This window comes from Hydrogenophaga taeniospiralis CCUG 15921, assembly GCF_001592305.1.
Lineage (GTDB): Bacteria > Pseudomonadota > Gammaproteobacteria > Burkholderiales > Burkholderiaceae_C > Hydrogenophaga > Hydrogenophaga taeniospiralis.
This window is the reverse complement of the sequence record NZ_BCWR01000008.1, coordinates 196723-211574: the sequence shown is the minus strand read 5'-3', so window position 1 is coordinate 211574 and position 14852 is coordinate 196723. Positions and strand designations below refer to the sequence as shown.

Annotated in this window: 17 protein-coding genes and 1 pseudogene; 16 read left to right on the top strand and 2 right to left on the bottom strand. The window is 66.6% G+C overall.

All coding sequences use genetic code 11. The features are described from left to right. The first annotated feature begins 126 nt into the window (after positions 1-126). Together fliS and HTA01S_RS12505 are read left to right on the top strand one after the other, a co-directional pair. Positions 127-561, top strand: a complete 435-nt coding sequence (gene fliS, locus HTA01S_RS12510) for a flagellar export chaperone FliS (protein ID WP_068171745.1) — start codon at positions 127-129, stop codon at positions 559-561. A gap of 2 nt (positions 562-563) precedes the next feature. Continuing rightward, the gene (locus HTA01S_RS12505) at positions 564-857 is read left to right on the top strand and encodes a flagellar protein FliT (RefSeq protein WP_068171741.1); all 294 of its coding nucleotides are present in this window, start codon (positions 564-566) and stop codon (positions 855-857) included. A gap of 113 nt (positions 858-970) precedes the next feature. Here HTA01S_RS12505 and fliE read toward each other — a convergent pair whose 3' ends face one another. After that, positions 971-1285, bottom strand: a complete 315-nt coding sequence (gene fliE, locus HTA01S_RS12500; protein ID WP_068171739.1) for a flagellar hook-basal body complex protein FliE — start codon at positions 1283-1285, stop codon at positions 971-973. A gap of 180 nt (positions 1286-1465) precedes the next feature. On the opposite strand from fliE, the gene fliF reads away from it, so the two are divergent. From fliF to fliR, 13 genes are all read left to right on the top strand, one after another. Then, the gene (gene fliF, locus HTA01S_RS12495; protein ID WP_068171736.1) at positions 1466-3145 is read left to right on the top strand and encodes a flagellar basal-body MS-ring/collar protein FliF; all 1680 of its coding nucleotides are present in this window, start codon (positions 1466-1468) and stop codon (positions 3143-3145) included. Between the two features lie 42 nt (positions 3146-3187). Further along, on the top strand, positions 3188-4183 hold the full coding sequence (fliG, locus tag HTA01S_RS12490) for a flagellar motor switch protein FliG (RefSeq protein WP_068171733.1): 996 nt from the start codon (positions 3188-3190) through the stop codon (positions 4181-4183). Then, on the top strand, positions 4167-4877 hold the full coding sequence (locus tag HTA01S_RS12485; protein WP_084236063.1) for a FliH/SctL family protein: 711 nt from the start codon (positions 4167-4169) through the stop codon (positions 4875-4877). The genes fliG and HTA01S_RS12485 overlap by 17 nt, the downstream gene beginning before the upstream one ends. 114 nt (positions 4878-4991) lie before the next feature. Next, complete coding sequence (gene fliI / locus HTA01S_RS12480; RefSeq protein ID WP_174545190.1) at positions 4992-6452, top strand: flagellar protein export ATPase FliI; 1461 nt, start codon at positions 4992-4994, stop codon at positions 6450-6452. 16 nt (positions 6453-6468) lie between these two features. Continuing rightward, positions 6469-6942 carry a flagellar export protein FliJ gene (fliJ, locus tag HTA01S_RS12475; RefSeq protein WP_068171727.1) on the top strand — a complete coding sequence of 158 codons (474 nt, stop codon included), beginning with the start codon at positions 6469-6471 and terminating at the stop codon, positions 6940-6942. Continuing rightward, positions 6939-8342, top strand: coding sequence for a flagellar hook-length control protein FliK (locus tag HTA01S_RS12470; protein ID WP_068171724.1), 1404 nt, complete (start codon positions 6939-6941; stop codon positions 8340-8342). Before fliJ ends, HTA01S_RS12470 begins: the two co-directional genes overlap by 4 nt. A gap of 136 nt (positions 8343-8478) precedes the next feature. Beyond that, entirely contained in the window at positions 8479-9045 is a 567-nt protein-coding gene (locus tag HTA01S_RS12465) for a flagellar basal body-associated FliL family protein (RefSeq protein ID WP_084236062.1), read from the top strand. A 17-nt stretch (positions 9046-9062) separates the two neighbouring features. Then, complete coding sequence (gene fliM, locus HTA01S_RS12460; RefSeq protein WP_068171716.1) at positions 9063-10067, top strand: flagellar motor switch protein FliM; 1005 nt, start codon at positions 9063-9065, stop codon at positions 10065-10067. After that, positions 10057-10476, top strand: a complete 420-nt coding sequence (fliN, locus tag HTA01S_RS12455; protein ID WP_068171713.1) for a flagellar motor switch protein FliN — start codon at positions 10057-10059, stop codon at positions 10474-10476. Before fliM ends, fliN begins: the two co-directional genes overlap by 11 nt. A gap of 2 nt (positions 10477-10478) precedes the next feature. After that, complete coding sequence (locus HTA01S_RS12450; RefSeq protein ID WP_068171710.1) at positions 10479-10844, top strand: FliO/MopB family protein; 366 nt, start codon at positions 10479-10481, stop codon at positions 10842-10844. Continuing rightward, complete coding sequence (gene fliP / locus HTA01S_RS12445) at positions 10831-11607, top strand: flagellar type III secretion system pore protein FliP (RefSeq protein ID WP_084236061.1); 777 nt, start codon at positions 10831-10833, stop codon at positions 11605-11607. Before HTA01S_RS12450 ends, fliP begins: the two co-directional genes overlap by 14 nt. 9 nt (positions 11608-11616) lie before the next feature. Next, positions 11617-11886, top strand: coding sequence for a flagellar biosynthesis protein FliQ (gene fliQ / locus HTA01S_RS12440; RefSeq protein ID WP_068171707.1), 270 nt, complete (start codon positions 11617-11619; stop codon positions 11884-11886). Further along, positions 11887-12654 carry a flagellar biosynthetic protein FliR gene (fliR, locus tag HTA01S_RS12435; protein WP_068171703.1) on the top strand — a complete coding sequence of 256 codons (768 nt, stop codon included), beginning with the start codon at positions 11887-11889 and terminating at the stop codon, positions 12652-12654. 84 nt (positions 12655-12738) lie between these two features. On the opposite strand, the pseudogene HTA01S_RS12430 reads toward fliR, so the two are convergent. Further along, positions 12739-12879: pseudogene (locus HTA01S_RS12430) on the bottom strand (transposase); the annotation flags it as partial. Positions 12880-13131: 252 nt separating this feature from the next. On the opposite strand from HTA01S_RS12430, the gene HTA01S_RS12425 reads away from it, so the two are divergent. Then, a complete protein-coding gene (locus tag HTA01S_RS12425; protein WP_068171700.1) occupies positions 13132-14817 on the top strand; it encodes a DUF262 domain-containing protein in 1686 nt (561 codons plus the stop codon). The last annotated feature ends 35 nt before the right edge of the window (positions 14818-14852 follow it).

Sequence of the window (14852 nt, the reverse complement as noted above, 5' to 3'; positions counted from 1 at the left end):
GCGCCTGGGAGCGACGCGCAGCGTTGAAACACCATGACATTTCCGCCCCAAAAGCCCGCTACGGAAACTACAGTCCCTGCCGGCGGTGCCGATACTAAAAGGCATCAGACACAAGGAAATGACACCATGTTCACCTCTGTCAACTCTCGCGCCGCCGCCGCCTACAAACGCGTTGCCGCCGAAACCAGCGTGCAGGGCGCGGACCCGCACCAGCTGGTCGGCCTGCTGTTCGATGCGCTGCTCCAGTCCATCGCCGCAGCGCGCGGCGCCATGTCGCGCGATGACGCAGGGGCCAAGGGCGCCGCGCTGGGCAAGGCGGTGCGCATCATCGAAGAAGGACTCAAGGCGGGCCTGAACCTGCAGCAAGGAGGCGACCTCGCCGCCAACCTGCACCAGCTCTACAGCTACAGCGTGCTGCGCCTGACCCAGGCCAATCTGCGCAACGACCCCAAGGCGCTCGAAGAGGTGACCCTGCTCATCGAGCCGCTGGCGCAGTCGTGGAAACAAATCAAGGGCCCGGGGCCCGCCTACCTTCCGCCCGTCGCGGGCCGTGGAGTCTGATCATGGAGCACAGCTTGCTGGACTACTACACCGCCATCGAAAACGCCAGCGCGCGGATGCTGGAAGCGGCGAAGGCCGAAGACTGGGACGCGGTGGTGCACCTGGAGAGCACCTGTGCGGTACTCATCGCCCAGCTGCGCCACAAGTCGCGCCACACCGAACTGGCCCCGGAAGAACGCAAGGAAAAGAGCCGCATCATGCAGCGCATCCTCAGAGCCGACGCCCAGATCAGAGTGTTGGCCGAACCGTGGCTGAGCGACCTAGAACAATTAATGGACGCAAAACCGGTGCACTGAAGGCACCGAGCCGGAGAGCGGGCCCCAACCCAGGGCACCGCGGAACCGGCTTTGCCGGGCCGCCAGTGCCGCCCCCTGGGGGGTGACGCCGCAGGCGGCGCGGGGGGGTATCTCTAGACACTCATGTTCATGATGTCGGTATAAGCCTGCACCATCCGGTTGCGCACATGCAGCGTGGCCTGGAAGCCGATCTGGGCTTTCTGCATGGCCAGCATGGTTTCTTCCAGGCTGACCTTGGGGTTGCCGAGCTGGACTTCGGTCTGCAGACGGGAGGCTTCGTTCTGTGCCGCGCTCACGTCTTTCAGCGCGGTCTTGAAGTTCTCGGCAAAGCCGCCGCCCACGCCGCCGGTGGCGGCGGGCCGCTTCATGCCGGTCTGCCCCACGCCGGTGAGTGCCTGGCTGGGCATGGGGTTGATTCGCAGGTCCATGGCGGATTCCTTCCACATAAAACGTGACGCTTTGATGCTAGTGAGCCCGCGGCCGGCGCGCGGCGGGAATAGGGGCACAAACCGGGGCCTTTTCACAGCTATGCCGCGGGCGGCGGGGTCGAATAATCGGTCGCAACGGGGGTGATTTCCCCCAGCAAACCCGAACCTCCGAAGCCGACCATGAGCAACACCGTCGCAGAACTGGACCTTCAACCCGCAAGCCGCAGCGCTTTCGGCGCGGGCCTGGCGCGCATGGACCAGACCCAGAAGATCCGCCTGGGCCTGGGGGCGCTGGCCCTGCTGGCGATCGCGCTGGCCCTGTTCTTCATGGGCCAGCAGCCCGAGTGGCGCGTGCTCTACACCAACCTGAGCGACAAGGACGGCGGCGCCATCGTCGCGCAGCTCACGCAGATGAACGTGCCCTACAAGCACAGCGAGGGCGGCGGCGCCATCATGGTGCCGGCCGACAAGGTGCACGACACGCGCCTGCGCCTGGCCTCGCAGGGCCTGCCCAAGGGCACGGTCAACGGCTTCGAGCTGATGGAGGCCAACCGCTTCGGCATGACGCAGTTCCAGGAGCGCCTGACCTTCCAGCGGGGTCTCGAAGGCGAGCTCACGCGCTCGATCCAGTCGCTCTCTTCCGTGCAGGCCGCGCGCATCCACCTCGCGCTGCCCAACCAGAACGGCTTCTTCCGCGAACAGCAGAAACCCAGCGCCTCGGTGCTGCTCACCCTGCACCCGGGCCGCACGCTGGACAAGGCGCAGATCGCCGGCATCGTGCACCTGGTGGCCTCCAGCGTGCCCGAGATGAACCCCAAGGCCGTGAGCGTGGTGGACGACGCGGGCTCCCTGCTCTCGGCCTCCAGCGACGGCGTGGCCCAGGGTGCCGACACCCAGAAGCTGCAGTACACCCAGCAGATCGAGCAGATGTACACGCGCCGCATCCTGGACATGATCGAGCCGCTGGTGGGCCAGGGCAACGTCAAGGCCCAGGTCAACGCCGACGTGGACTTCTCCCTGGTGGAGTCCACCAGCGAGCTGCACAAACCCAACCAGGGCGGTGAGCCCGGCGCGGTGCGCAGCCAGCAGCTGGTGGAAGACGGCAGCCCCGCCACGGCCCAGCCCGCGGGCGTGCCCGGCGCGGTGAGCAACCAGCCGCCCGCCACCGGCAGCGCCCCCATCAACGGCCCCGCCGCCGCGCTGGGCGTGGCCGGCAACGGCGGCGACAAGCCTGGCTCTTCGCGGCGCGAGTCGGTGATCAACTACGAGGTGGACAAGACCGTGAAGGTGGTGCGCGAAGCCAGCGGCACGGTGCGCCGCCTGAGCGCGGCCGTGGTGATCAACCACCGCAGCGCCACCGACAAGAGCGGCAAGGAAGTCTCGTCCCCGATCCCGCCCGAGCAGCTCGAACAGATGACCGCGCTGGTGCGCGAGACCATCGGCTTCAACAAGGACCGCGGCGACTCGGTCAACGTGGTCAACGCGGTCTTCAACGTGGCCAAGCCGGTCGAGGAAGTGCCCGTCGCCTGGTGGCAGCAGCCCGCCAACCAGGACCTCGCGCGCTCCATGGCCTGGCCGGTGGGCATGGTGGGCATGGGCCTGCTGGTGCTCATGGGCCTGGTGCGCCCGGGCATCAAGCTCATGCGGGCGCCCGCCAGTGCCCTCCCGGCCGGCGCCTCCGTACCCCAGCTCAACGCGATGCTCAACGAAGCGCCCGAGCGCCCCGGCCTGCCGCTGGCCCTCGTCACGCCGACCTCCGAGGCGGCCCGCCTGTCCGACGCCAAACGGCTGGCCATGGAAAACCCGATCGCCGTGGCCAACATCGTCAAGACCTGGGTCAACGGCGAGTCCCCGGCTTGAACCCGCAGGGTTCACCGTTGAGCACACCACCGAGAGACCGATATGGAAGACCAGGGAACCCAGGACGCCGCGATCTTTCTCATGTCACTGGGCGAGGAAGAGGCGGCCGAGGTGTTCAAGCACCTCAGCCCCAAGGAAGTGCAGAAGCTGGGCGAGACCATCGCCAACATGCGCTCGGTCACGCGTGAGCGCGTGGACCAGGTGATCGGCAAGTTCACCGACGAGGCCGCCTCGCACAGCCTGCTGGTGTCGGACACCAACAACTACGTCAAGGCCGTGCTCAAGCGCGCCCTGGGCGACGACAAGGCCTCGCTGCTGATCGACCGCATCATGCAGGGCAGCGACGTCTCGGGCATCGAGAGCCTGAAGTGGATGGACCCGGTGTCCATCGCCGAGCTGCTGCGCAACGAACACCCGCAGATCATGGCGGCGATCCTGGTGCACCTGGAGAGCGATCTCACCGCGGGCGTGCTCAAGCAGCTGCCGGACCGCCAGCGCAACGAGGTGATGCTGCGCATCGCCACGCTCGAGGGCATCCAGCCCACCGCGCTCAACGACCTCAACGAGGTGCTCTACAAGGTGCTCGCCGGTGGCGACAAGATCCGCAAGACCTCGCTCGGCGGGGTCCAGACCGCCGCCGACATCATCAACATGATGGGCACCCAGATCGAGACGGCGGTGATCGAGTCGATCCGCGCGCTCGACGCCGAGCTGGCCCAGAAGATCATGGACAAGATGTTCACCTTCGAGGACCTGCTCAAGGTGGACAACAAGTCGATCCAGATGGCACTCAAGGAAGTGTCCACCGATTCGCTGGTGATCGCGCTCAAGGGTTCGTCCACCGAGCTGCGCGAGCACATCCTGGCCAACATGTCCGCGCGCGCGGCCGAGGGTCTGCGCGAAGACCTTGAATCGCGCGGCCCGGTGCGGCTCTCCGAGGTGGAGAACCAGCAGAAGGAAATCCTCAAGGTCGTGCGGCGCCTGTCGGACGAAGGCCTGATCGTGATCGGCGGAGGCGGCGATGACAGCTTCGTCTAGGTCCACCCCGAGCTCGCGCTTCATCCCGCGCGAGGAGATCGACGAGGTCTCGGCCTGGAAGTTCTCTTCCATGGACGGCAGCGACGAGGCGGCCGCGCCTCAGATCGAGGCCGACGGCCACCATATCGACGGCCCGGTCCAGCAGGCGCTGAACGAGGTGCGCGAGCAGGCCTACGCCGAGGGCTTCGCCCACGGCCACGACGCGGGCAGCCAGGAGGTGCGCGACGCGCTGGAAGCCACGGTGCGCAAGACGGCCGAAGAGACGGCCGTGCGCATGGCCCAGCTGCTGCACACCACGAAAGAACAGCTCACGCGCAGCGAGGAACAGATCTCGCGCCACATCCTGGAGCTGGCCTGCGATCTGGCGCGCCAGGTGGTGCGCCAGGAGCTGCAGGTCAACACCCAGCACCTGCGCCCGGTGATTCACGAGGCGCTGTCCCAGCTGGTGGACGACGGCCTGCCTGCCACCGTGCGCATGAACCCGGGCGACCTCGCGCTCATGAAGGGCGCGCTGCAGGAAGCCCTGTCCGGCCCACGGCCGGAGTTCGTCGCCGACGCCAGCATCAGCCCCGGTGGCTGCCTGGTCGAATCGCCCAGCACCTCGGTGGACGCCACGATCGAAAAACGCTGGATGCGCGCCGTGGGCAACCTGGGTCTGGACACGCCTTGGAATCCGGAGAATGCCGATGTTTGAATGGGTCCCCCCCCGCAGCGCTTCGCGCTACCCCCCAGGGGGCGTCGCTGGCCGTCCGGCAAAGCCGGCCCGGCGGCGACTCTGGGTTGAGCCACTGCACGCGAGGGCTTCCGCATGACCGACAGCACACTGGGTCCGGAAAACCGCTGGGGGCATTTCATGGAAGACGTGCGCACCAACGCCAGCGTGCACACACCGCTGGAGGTGCGGGGCACGCTCACGCGGCTGGCGGGCCTGGTGCTGGAGGCGGTGGGTCTGAAGGTGCCGGTGGGTTCGCAGTGCCTGATCGGCAACGGCAAGAAAGAGCCGGTGCTGGCCGAGGTGGTGGGCTTCTCCAGCGACCGCGCCTACCTCATGCCAGCGGGCGACACGCACGGCCTGTCCAGCGGCGCGAGCGTGACGCCGCTGGCGCCCTACCGGCCCGTGCCGCGTGTGGGCCAGATCAACAAACCGCCCTCGCCCGACGACCGGGGCGCCCTGCGTCTGCCGCTGGGCCGTGGCCTGCTGGGCCGCGTGGTGGACTCGCACGGCAACCCGCTGGACCGCCTGGGCCCGATCAGCCATGTGGACATCGAGCCGCTGGACCGCCAGCCGCTGAACTCCATGGACCGCGACCCGGTGCGCACCCCGCTGGACACCGGCGTGCGCGCGATCAACGCCCTGCTCACCGTGGGCCGTGGCCAGCGCATCGGCCTGTTCGCCGGCTCCGGCGTGGGCAAGTCGGTGCTGCTGGGCATGATGGCGCGCTACACCAAGGCCGACGTGATCGTGGTCGGCCTGATCGGCGAACGTGGCCGCGAGGTGAAGGAATTCATCGAAGACATCCTGGGTGTGGAAGGGCGCAAGCGCTCGGTGGTGGTGGCCGCGCCGGCCGACGCGCCGCCGCTGGTGCGCATGCAGGGCGCGACCTACGCCACCGCCATCGCCGAGCGCTTCCGCGAAGACGGGCTGCACGTGCTGCTGCTCATGGATTCGCTCACCCGCTACGCCATGGCGCAGCGCGAGATCGCCCTGGCCATCGGCGAGCCGCCGGCCACCAAGGGCTACCCGCCTTCGTGTTTCGCCAAGCTGCCGCAGCTGGTGGAGCGCAGCGGCAACGGCCTGAACGGCAAGGGCTCGATCACCGCCTTCTACACCGTGCTCAGCGAGGGCGATGACCAGCAGGACCCGATCGCCGACGCGGCCCGCGCCATCCTGGACGGCCACATCGTGCTCTCGCGCGCGCTGGCCGAGTCGGGCCACTACCCGGCCATCGACGTCGAGGCCTCGGCCTCTCGCGTGATGCACAACGTGGCCACCACGCAGCACCTGGAGCTCGCGCGCAAGTTCCGCGGCCTGTACTCGCGCTACATGAAGAGCCGCGACCTGATCCAGCTCGGCGCCTACGCCGCCGGCAGCGACCCGGAAACCGACCGCGCCATCGTGCTCTACCCCGCGCTGCAGCGCTTCCTGATGCAGGACATGCACGAAGCCGCCAGCCTCGCGGGCAGCCTGCAGCAGCTCGCTGGCGCGCTGCAGGAAGACAACAACAAATCTGCGCGCGACCCGAATGCCCGCCAGGGACGACCCACATGAATGATGGAGCACCGACATGAGCAACATGAAGACCCTGAACAAGGTGGTGGAACTGGCCGAGAAGCGCCGCGACGAGGCGCTGGCCGCGCTGGCCCAGCAACAGCGTGAGCTGCAGATGGCGCGCGAGCAGATGGTGCAACTGGAGTCGTACGCGCAGGAGGCCATGGCGCGCTGGTCGGCGCGCAGCAGCGTGGGCGTGGACGCCAACCTGCTGCACCACCACCGCCAGTTCATGCAGAAGATCGACCACGCCATGAACTTCCAGGCGCGGGTGCTGCAGGACCGCGAGGCGCTGATCGAGCGCGGCCAGGCCCAGCTGCACGCCGCCGAGCGCGACGTGGCCGGCCTGCGCCGGTTTGCCGAGCGCAAGCAGCAGGCCATCGACCACCGCGTGCAGCGCCAGGACCAGAAGAACACCGACGAAATGGCCCTCACCATCCACCTGCGCCAGAGCCTGGCCCAGGCCCAGCTCCAGGGAGTCCGTTCATGAGCGCAGCTGCACCCTCTGCCACCCAGGGCAACAACGCCAGCGCCAACGCCACCGGCGCCACACGCAACAATGCCGCCGGCAAGCCCGCACGCGAGGCCTCGGGCGCGGCCAACGGCGCCGACCTGTTCTCCAACCTGCTCTCGCTGCTGAGCGCCACCTTCGAGCCGCCCGCCAGCGCCACGCCAGACACCGACTTGCTGGGCGATGCCGACACCGCAGCGGGCGACGCGCCGGCCGACCCCCACGCCAACCCGCTGGCCGCCCTGTTGACCTGGCCCGGCCCGGGCAGCGCCCTGGCCCCGACCCCACCCTCGGGCACCCTCGCGGCTCAGGCCCAGGGCATGGCCGGCGCGGGCACACCGCCCTCCACCACCACCCCACCAGCCACCGACCCGGCGCTGCAGGGCATGACCGTGCTCGACACCCCGGCCGAGCCCGATGCCCAGACCCTGGCCGCGCTGGGGCGTGGCACATCGGGCGAACCCGGCGCCGACGCCACGAGCGCGCTGGAACCGGCCGCCCCCACCGACCCGGCCCAGGCCTCGGCCAAGACGCCCCCACCGGCCCTGGGCCAGGTGCCCACCACGCGCAGCCTGCAATGGCGCAGCGCCGGGGCCGTGGCCCAACACACGGCCGCCGCGCCCAGCGCCACCGTTTCGGCTCACCAGCAGCACAGTGCGACGCTCTCGGTCGAAGCCGGCCCAAGCCAGACCACGGCCTCGCTCACGGCCATGCACAGCACCGTGGCGCTGCACGACCGCATGGGTCGCGCCAGCATCACCGAGGCCCCGGCGCTCGCGGCGGAGGGCGCGGCCGCCGCTCCCTTCACGCTCGGCGCGGGCGGCGGCGCCAGCGCGCAGACCGGTTCCGGCGCCAGCGGCGGCGGTGGCGCCCAGCCGGGCGCCGTGGCCGAGAGCCGCGAGGCCGAGCTGTCCACCGACGAGGCCTGGAGCGAGTCGGCCCAGGAAGCCGCGCTGAACGGCGAGGCCGACCCCGAGGCCGAGCTCGCCGGCCACTGGGGCACGCAGAACCTGCGCCACGCCAGCCTGCGCGTGGGCGAAGGCGGTGAGGACGCGATCGACATCCAGCTCTCCATGTCCGGCCAGGAAGTGCAGGTGGACTTCCGCACCGACAGCGCCGAGGCCCGGGCCAGCCTGGCACAAAACGCCGGCGAGTCGCTGGCCGACCTGCTGCAGCGCAGCGGCATCCAGCTCGGCGGGGTGTCGGTGGGTGGCGGCCAGGGTCAGGCCTCCGGCGGGACCGGCCAACGGCCTGCCGATTCCGCCATCCGCGCGGCCCGCACCAGCGGCGCCCCGGGCGCAGCGGACAGTGCCACCCAGGCGCCCGTGCCCCCGCGCCCGCGCGCCGACGGCAGCCAGCCGCTGGACCTTTTTGTCTGAACGGATCGGACCGGAATAAGGGGCTTTTCCCGCCCTTTTCCGGGGAGCGCCACAGGGGGGGGCGCTCAATAATTCTTCCGAACACCGCGCCTTTCCCGGCGTGGTCCGCCCCCCGCCCGGGGCGATCTTCTGGAGAATGCCCATGTCCGCTGCCGCCGCGACCGCCGAAGCCCCGGTTCCCGTCAAACCGAAGAAGAGCCGCAAACTGCTGTTCATCCTGATCGGTCTGGTGGTGTTCGCGATCATCGGCGCCAGCGGAGCCTTCTTCCTGCTCAAGGCCAACACCACTGAGGGCGAAGACGGCGCGGAAGAAGAAACCACCTCGGTGGATGAACACCGGACGCCCCCGACCTTTCTGCCGCTCGACAGCATGGTGGTCAACCTGGCCGACGCGGGCGGCAACCGCTTTGCGCAGCTCGGCATCACGCTGCAGCTGCAGGACGAGAAGACCAGCGAAGACATCAAGGTCTACATGCCGTCCATCCGCAACAGCATCCTGATCCTGATCTCGCAGCGCACCTCCGACGAGATGCTGCAGATCGAAGGCAAGGAAAAGCTGGCCGCCGACATCATCAACGAGATCTCGCGCGTGATGCACTACACCGCGCCACCCAAGGCCGGCGCCGGCCCCAAGGGCAAACAACCGCCCGGCGAGCCCCACCCGGTGCAGGGCGTGCTGTTCTCCAGTTTCCTCATCCAATAACCCAGCAGGCCCACGCCATGTCCGAATCTTTTCTCTCCCAGGAAGAAGTCGACGCCCTGCTCGAGGGCGTGACCGGTGAAAGCCAGAAACTGGAAAAGGAGGAGCTGTCCACCGAAGGGGTGCGCAGCTACAACCTCTCCAGCCAGGAGCGCATCGTGCGCGGGCGCATGCCCACCATGGAAATCGTCAACGAGCGGTTTTCGCGCAACCTGCGGCTGGGCCTGTTCAACTTCATCCGCCGCAGCCCCGAGATCGCCGTGGGCGGGGTGCAGGTGCAGAAATACAGCGCCTTCCTGCGCGAGCTGGTGGTGCCGACCAACCTGAACATCATGGCCATCCGCCCGCTGCGCGGCAACGGCCTGGTGGTGTGCGAGCCCACGCTGCTGTTCGGCGTGATCGACAGCCTGTTCGGCGGCAGCGGCAAGTTCCACACCCGCATCGAAGGGCGCGACTTCTCCCCCACCGAGCACCGCGTGATCACGCGCCTGGTGGAGGTGGTGGCCGAGGAATACAAGAAGGCCTGGACCGGCATCTACCCGCTGGAGCTGGCCTACCAGCGCTCGGAGATGCAGCCCCAGTTCGCCACCGTGGCCACGCCCAGCGAGATCGTGGTCTCCACCAGCTTCTCGGTGGAGATCGGCGACATCACCGGCGGCCTGCACATCTGCATTCCCTACGCCACGCTGGAGCCCATCCGCGACGTGCTGTATTCCTCCGTGCAGGGCAGCGCCATCGAAGTGGACCGGCGCTGGATCCGCCTGCTGAGCCACGAGATCCAGGCCGCCGAGCTGACCCTGGTGGCCGAGCTGGCCAAGACCGACGCCACCGTGGAGCAGCTGCTCGCCATGCAGGTGGGCGACTTCATTGAGCTGGAACGCACGCCCAACATCCAGGCCCGGGTGGAAGGGGTGCCGCTGTTCGAGTGCCAGTACGGCACCCACAAAGGCAAATACGCCCTGCGCATCGACAACAAGCTGCGCGGAACCGAAATCAACTGGCTGGGAGATACCTATGTCAACTGACAACGACGCCGTCGCCGACGATTGGGCCCAGGCCCTGGAAGAACAAGCCAGCGCCCACGCCTCCGATGGCGCGCCCGCGTTCGACGCCGTGAGCCCACCGGCCAGCACCGGCGGCGGCCACAGCGCCACCGGCGGCGCCCATATGCAGGACATCCAGATGGTGCTGGACATCCCGGTGCAGCTCTCGGTGGAGCTGGGCCGCACCAAGGTGCCCATCAAATACATCCTGCAGCTGGCCCAGGGCTCCATCGTGGAACTCGACGCGCTCGCGGGCGAGCCCATGGACGTGCTGGTCAACGGCTACCTGATCGCGCAGGGCGAGGTGGTGGTGGTCAACGAGAAGTTCGGCATCCGGTTGACCGACATCGTGACGCCCTCCGAGCGCATGCGCAGAATCAGCAAGAGTTGACCATGCTGCAAAACGCCGCTCCGGCCGTGATCCTGCTCATCGTGATGGTGGGTGTGGCCTGGCTGCTGCAACGCTACCGCCGCCACCTGCCGGGCGTCTCTCGCCAGCAGGGCCCGGCGCTGCAGGTGCTCAACTCGCTCTCGCTCGGCCCGCAGCAACGTGTGGTCACCGTGCAGGTGGGCCAGGGGGCCGACAGCGTCTGCCTTGTGCTGGGCGTGGCCCCGGGCGGCGTGCACACGCTGCACAGCCTGCCGCTGCCCGCCGAACCCTTGGCATCGGCCGACACCAACCCACCCATGGCCACCGGCTTCGCGGCGCGCCTGGCCCAGTTCACTTCTTCCCACAAGGCTCCCCATGCGCCCCGCTGACTGGCTGCGCAGCGGCCTGCTGCTCACCTTGCTCGCCCTGCTGGCCACCGGCGCCTGGGCACAGGCCGCGCCCGCCGCGCCCGGCGCTGGCGCCTCGCTGCCGCTGGTGATCGGCCAGGGCTCGGGCGGCAACACCTACTCGGTGCCGGTCCAGACCCTGCTGTTCTTCACCGCGCTCTCCTTCCTGCCCGCGGTGCTGTTGCTCATGACGGGCTTCACCCGCATCGTGATCGTGCTCTCGCTGCTGCGCCAGGCGCTGGGCACGCAGTCGGCCCCGCCCAACCAGGTGGTGGTCGGCCTCTCGCTCTTCCTCACCCTGTTCGTGATGGGCCCCACGCTGGACAAGGTCTACAGCGACGCCTACGCGCCCTACACCAGCAACCAGATCAGCTTCGAGCAGGCGCTGGAACGCGGCCAGGAGCCCATGCGCGCCTTCATGCTCAAGCAGACCCGCCAGAGCGACTTCGAGCTGTTCGCCAAACTCGCCAAGCTCCCCGCCGACGTGACCGCGCAGACCGCGCCCTTCCGCGTCATCGTGCCGGCCTTCGTCACCAGCGAGCTCAAGACCGCGTTCCAGATCGGCTTCATGATCTTCATTCCCTTCCTGGTGATCGACATGGTGGTCGCCAGCGTGCTGATGTCGCTGGGCATGATGATGCTGTCGCCCGTGCTGGTGGCGCTGCCATTCAAGCTCATGCTGTTCGTGCTGGCCGACGGCTGGAACCTCTTGATCGGCTCTTTGGCCGCCAGTTTCGCCACCTAGGAAACAACCATGGACCCACAAGCCGCGCTCACGATGGGGCAGAACGCCCTCTTCCTGATCCTCATGGTGGCCTCGCCCGTGCTGGCCACGGTGCTGGGCGTGGGCCTGCTGGTGAGCCTGTTTCAGGCCATCACCCAGATCCACGAGGCCACGCTCTCGTTCGTGCCCAAGCTGATCGCGGCCATCGCGGTGTTCGCCGTGGCCGGCCCCTGGATGCTCACCACCATGGTGGAGTTCATCCGCAGCACGATCCTCTCGATACCGAACCACGCCATTTAGATGCCCACCTTCAGCGAAGCCGACATCATGGCGTTGGTATCGCCGGTGTTCTGGCCCTTTCTGCGGGTGCTGGCGGTGTTTTCCAGCGCGCCGATTTTCTCGGCGCGCTCGGTGCCCGTGCGCAGCCGCGTGGCGCTGGCGTTTCTGATCGCGGTGTGTGCCCAGGCCGGCCTGCCCGAGCAGCCCGTGGTGGCGCTGACCGACCCCAACGCCTTCGCCGTGGTGCTGCAGCAGGTGGTGGTGGGCGTGGCCATCGGGCTGGCCGTGCGCATCGTGTTCGCCTCGGTCGAACTCGCGGGCGAGATCATCGGCCTGCAGATGGGCCTGAACTACGCCGGCTTCTTCGACCCCTCCACCAACCAGCAGACCAGCGCCGTGGGCCGCTTCTTCGGCAACACCACCATGCTGCTGTTCGTGGTGCTCAACGGCCACCTCATGGTGCTGCAGGCCGTGGTCTCCAGCTTCGAGACCTTCCCCGTGGGCGCCAGCGCCTTCGAGTCCATCAACCGCCTGCGCCTGCACGAGCTGGGCGCGGTGGTGTTCCGCTACGGCCTGTGGATCGCCCTGCCCATGATCGGCATGCTGCTGTTCATCAACATCGTGCTGGGCTTCGTCTCGCGCATCGCGCCGCAAATGAACGCCTTCGCCATCGGCTTCCCCATCACCCTCTCAGCCGGCCTGCTCGGCATCGCCTTCACCCTGCCCATGCTGGACGCGCCGGTGGTGGCGCTGATGAAACTGGCGACGGATATCTTCACGGGGGGGTGAGGTTTCGGAGCCGGCATGCGAAAGGTTGGGCCGAAAGCCATATGGAATGAACGGCCCCGGCTAGGGCGGGCCGTGGCCGATAGCGGCTTGGCCGACCCAGGTGGATATGGATTGGGCGGTGACGCCGAACTCACGCGAGAGCTGCGCAGGCGAGCGGCCGGCTCGAACCAGCTCGACCATCTGCTGGCGGAATTGCGCCGGGTACGGCGGTCGTACTTTGGACATTTGCGACTCCTTGAACACAAAGAATGATGTGTCCACGGAACCGGGTCAGCTCCAACTCCAGAACTCGACCGGTGAACGACTACTCGCGCCGGAATCGGTCGTCGGCCCAACGCTGCACTGTCGTGCTGAGGTGCTTCAATCCGCCATAGCAACCATTGTGCGACCAACTGGGGAGAAGAGGCGGGCCTTCGCGTGTACAGACTTGCTGCCCATGAACACCCGTAAACTCAGACGAAGAACAGGAGGAGCGATATGAAAATTCAGTGCGTTGAGCGTGACATTCGCCAGGTGTTGGAGTCCGGGACCTACCTGATTCCGCGTTTTCAGCGGCCCTTTTCATGGGACAAGGAGAACGTCGAAGAGTTTTGGGTCGATAGCACCGCTGAGGTCAAGAAGGACTACTTCATTGGAGCCTTCGTTACGTACAACATTTCCAGCTCCTCCTATGGCTTGGTCGATGGTCAGCAGCGCCTAACGACCATCACCATTGCCCTGTGCGCCATTCGGGACAAGTTTATTGAGCTGCGCCACGACGCTTTGGGCAACGGTGTGCATCGACTCATTGAAACGAGGGACCTCAACAACCAAGCCCAGTTCGTCCTCAAAACGGAAACCTCGTACCCATACCTGCAGGCCAAGATTCAGAGCTTGGAGAAGGAGCAATCCGACATTGAGGCCGGCGAGGAGGAGAAGGCAATTAGTTTGGCCTACCAAACCCTGGCGAGCTTTATCAAGGACGGTGTGGATGCGGCTATCTCCAAGGCGGACCCATCCAAGGCGAAGGCTGCTGGCAAGAAGTGGTTGGAGCAAGCACGCAACAAGCTCTTGGCGCTCAAAGTCATTTCGATCACTCTGGACAATCAGGACGATGCGTACCTGATCTTCGAGACGCTGAACACCCGTGGCAAGGACCTTACGGCAGCAGACCTGGCGAAGAACCACTTCTTGCGGTTGCTGCCTGCCAAGGGCAAGGCACTGGACCGTCCGAAGGACCATTGGATGGAAATTCAGTCCACGCTAGATGAGGCGGATCGCCCCATCCAGATCAAGACATTCCTGCACCACTACTGGCTCTCCAAGTACCCCTTCACCACCGAGAAGCAGCTTTTTAAAGCGATCAAGGATGAAGTCACAGCTTTAAACGTCAAGGACGTTCTCGATGAGCTGCGGTCAGATGCCGTCTTGTACAGAGGCATCACCGAGCCTGGCGGCTTGACGCTGTGGAGCAAAGCTACACGCGACATTGAAGACTCGCTGCTGTGTATCTCGGACATCCTGAACATTCAGATTGCCAACCCGCTTTTGCTTACGGTGCTGCGCCTGTATAAGGCCAACCGCTTGAAGGACGGCCAGGTGCGTGAACTCTTTTCGCTGGTCGAGCGTTACCACTTCTTGTACACGACCATCAGTGTGCTGCCATCGTCAGGTGGTGTTGGTCAGATGTACGCCGCGCACGCCCGCGAAATTGCCAACGCTGCAAACTCCAATGCCCTGGGCATCTGCATCACGGACTTCAAGAGGAAGATCGTCAGCAAGGTGCCATCCCGAGATACGTTTATCTCGAAGTTCAAACAGCTCTCGTACCAGAACCAACGCCAGCGAGAGGTGCTCCGCTACACCCTGTGGTGGATCTACAAGAAGATGAATCCTGCGGTGGACATAGACCGCTCAACCGCATCGATTGAACACCTGATGTCGCAGTCTGGTGGCTCGGCTGCTGTGCACAACATTGGTAATCTGCTGGTAGTGCCCGTGAAGTTCAATGGTGAGGTCTTGGGGGATAAGCCCTTTGCTCATAAAAAGGCCTTGCTCACGCAGCATGGCTACGCCTTGGAGCCAGAGATTGCGGCTGCCTCGGCTTGGGCGGACACCGACATTGAGCAGCGCACTACCAGGCTAGCCGAGTACGCCTACGATTCAGTTTGGGCCATCAAGTAGACGACTAGAAGGGCACTGACTGTGAGGACCAATCT

Excerpts from the sequence above, each read along its gene's own strand:
- fliP (WP_084236061.1), top strand. The coding sequence starts at position 10,831 with ATGCGCCCCGCTGACTGGCTGCGCAGCGGCCTGCTGCTCACCTTGCTC.
- fliE (WP_068171739.1), bottom strand. The coding sequence starts at position 1,285 with ATGGACCTGCGAATCAACCCCATGCCCAGCCAGGCACTCACCGGCGTG.
- HTA01S_RS12425 (WP_068171700.1), top strand. The coding sequence starts at position 13,132 with ATGAAAATTCAGTGCGTTGAGCGTGACATTCGCCAGGTGTTGGAGTCC.
- HTA01S_RS12465 (WP_084236062.1), top strand. The coding sequence starts at position 8,479 with ATGCCCATGTCCGCTGCCGCCGCGACCGCCGAAGCCCCGGTTCCCGTC.
- HTA01S_RS12485 (WP_084236063.1), top strand. The coding sequence starts at position 4,167 with ATGACAGCTTCGTCTAGGTCCACCCCGAGCTCGCGCTTCATCCCGCGC.
- fliS (WP_068171745.1), top strand. The coding sequence starts at position 127 with ATGTTCACCTCTGTCAACTCTCGCGCCGCCGCCGCCTACAAACGCGTT.
- fliN (WP_068171713.1), top strand. The coding sequence starts at position 10,057 with ATGTCAACTGACAACGACGCCGTCGCCGACGATTGGGCCCAGGCCCTG.
- HTA01S_RS12505 (WP_068171741.1), top strand. The coding sequence starts at position 564 with ATGGAGCACAGCTTGCTGGACTACTACACCGCCATCGAAAACGCCAGC.
- fliI (WP_174545190.1), top strand. The coding sequence starts at position 4,992 with ATGACCGACAGCACACTGGGTCCGGAAAACCGCTGGGGGCATTTCATG.
- fliF (WP_068171736.1), top strand. The coding sequence starts at position 1,466 with ATGAGCAACACCGTCGCAGAACTGGACCTTCAACCCGCAAGCCGCAGC.
- fliG (WP_068171733.1), top strand. The coding sequence starts at position 3,188 with ATGGAAGACCAGGGAACCCAGGACGCCGCGATCTTTCTCATGTCACTG.
- HTA01S_RS12470 (WP_068171724.1), top strand. The coding sequence starts at position 6,939 with ATGAGCGCAGCTGCACCCTCTGCCACCCAGGGCAACAACGCCAGCGCC.
- HTA01S_RS12450 (WP_068171710.1), top strand. The coding sequence starts at position 10,479 with ATGCTGCAAAACGCCGCTCCGGCCGTGATCCTGCTCATCGTGATGGTG.
- fliR (WP_068171703.1), top strand. The coding sequence starts at position 11,887 with ATGCCCACCTTCAGCGAAGCCGACATCATGGCGTTGGTATCGCCGGTG.
- fliJ (WP_068171727.1), top strand. The coding sequence starts at position 6,469 with ATGAGCAACATGAAGACCCTGAACAAGGTGGTGGAACTGGCCGAGAAG.
- fliM (WP_068171716.1), top strand. The coding sequence starts at position 9,063 with ATGTCCGAATCTTTTCTCTCCCAGGAAGAAGTCGACGCCCTGCTCGAG.
- fliQ (WP_068171707.1), top strand. The coding sequence starts at position 11,617 with ATGGACCCACAAGCCGCGCTCACGATGGGGCAGAACGCCCTCTTCCTG.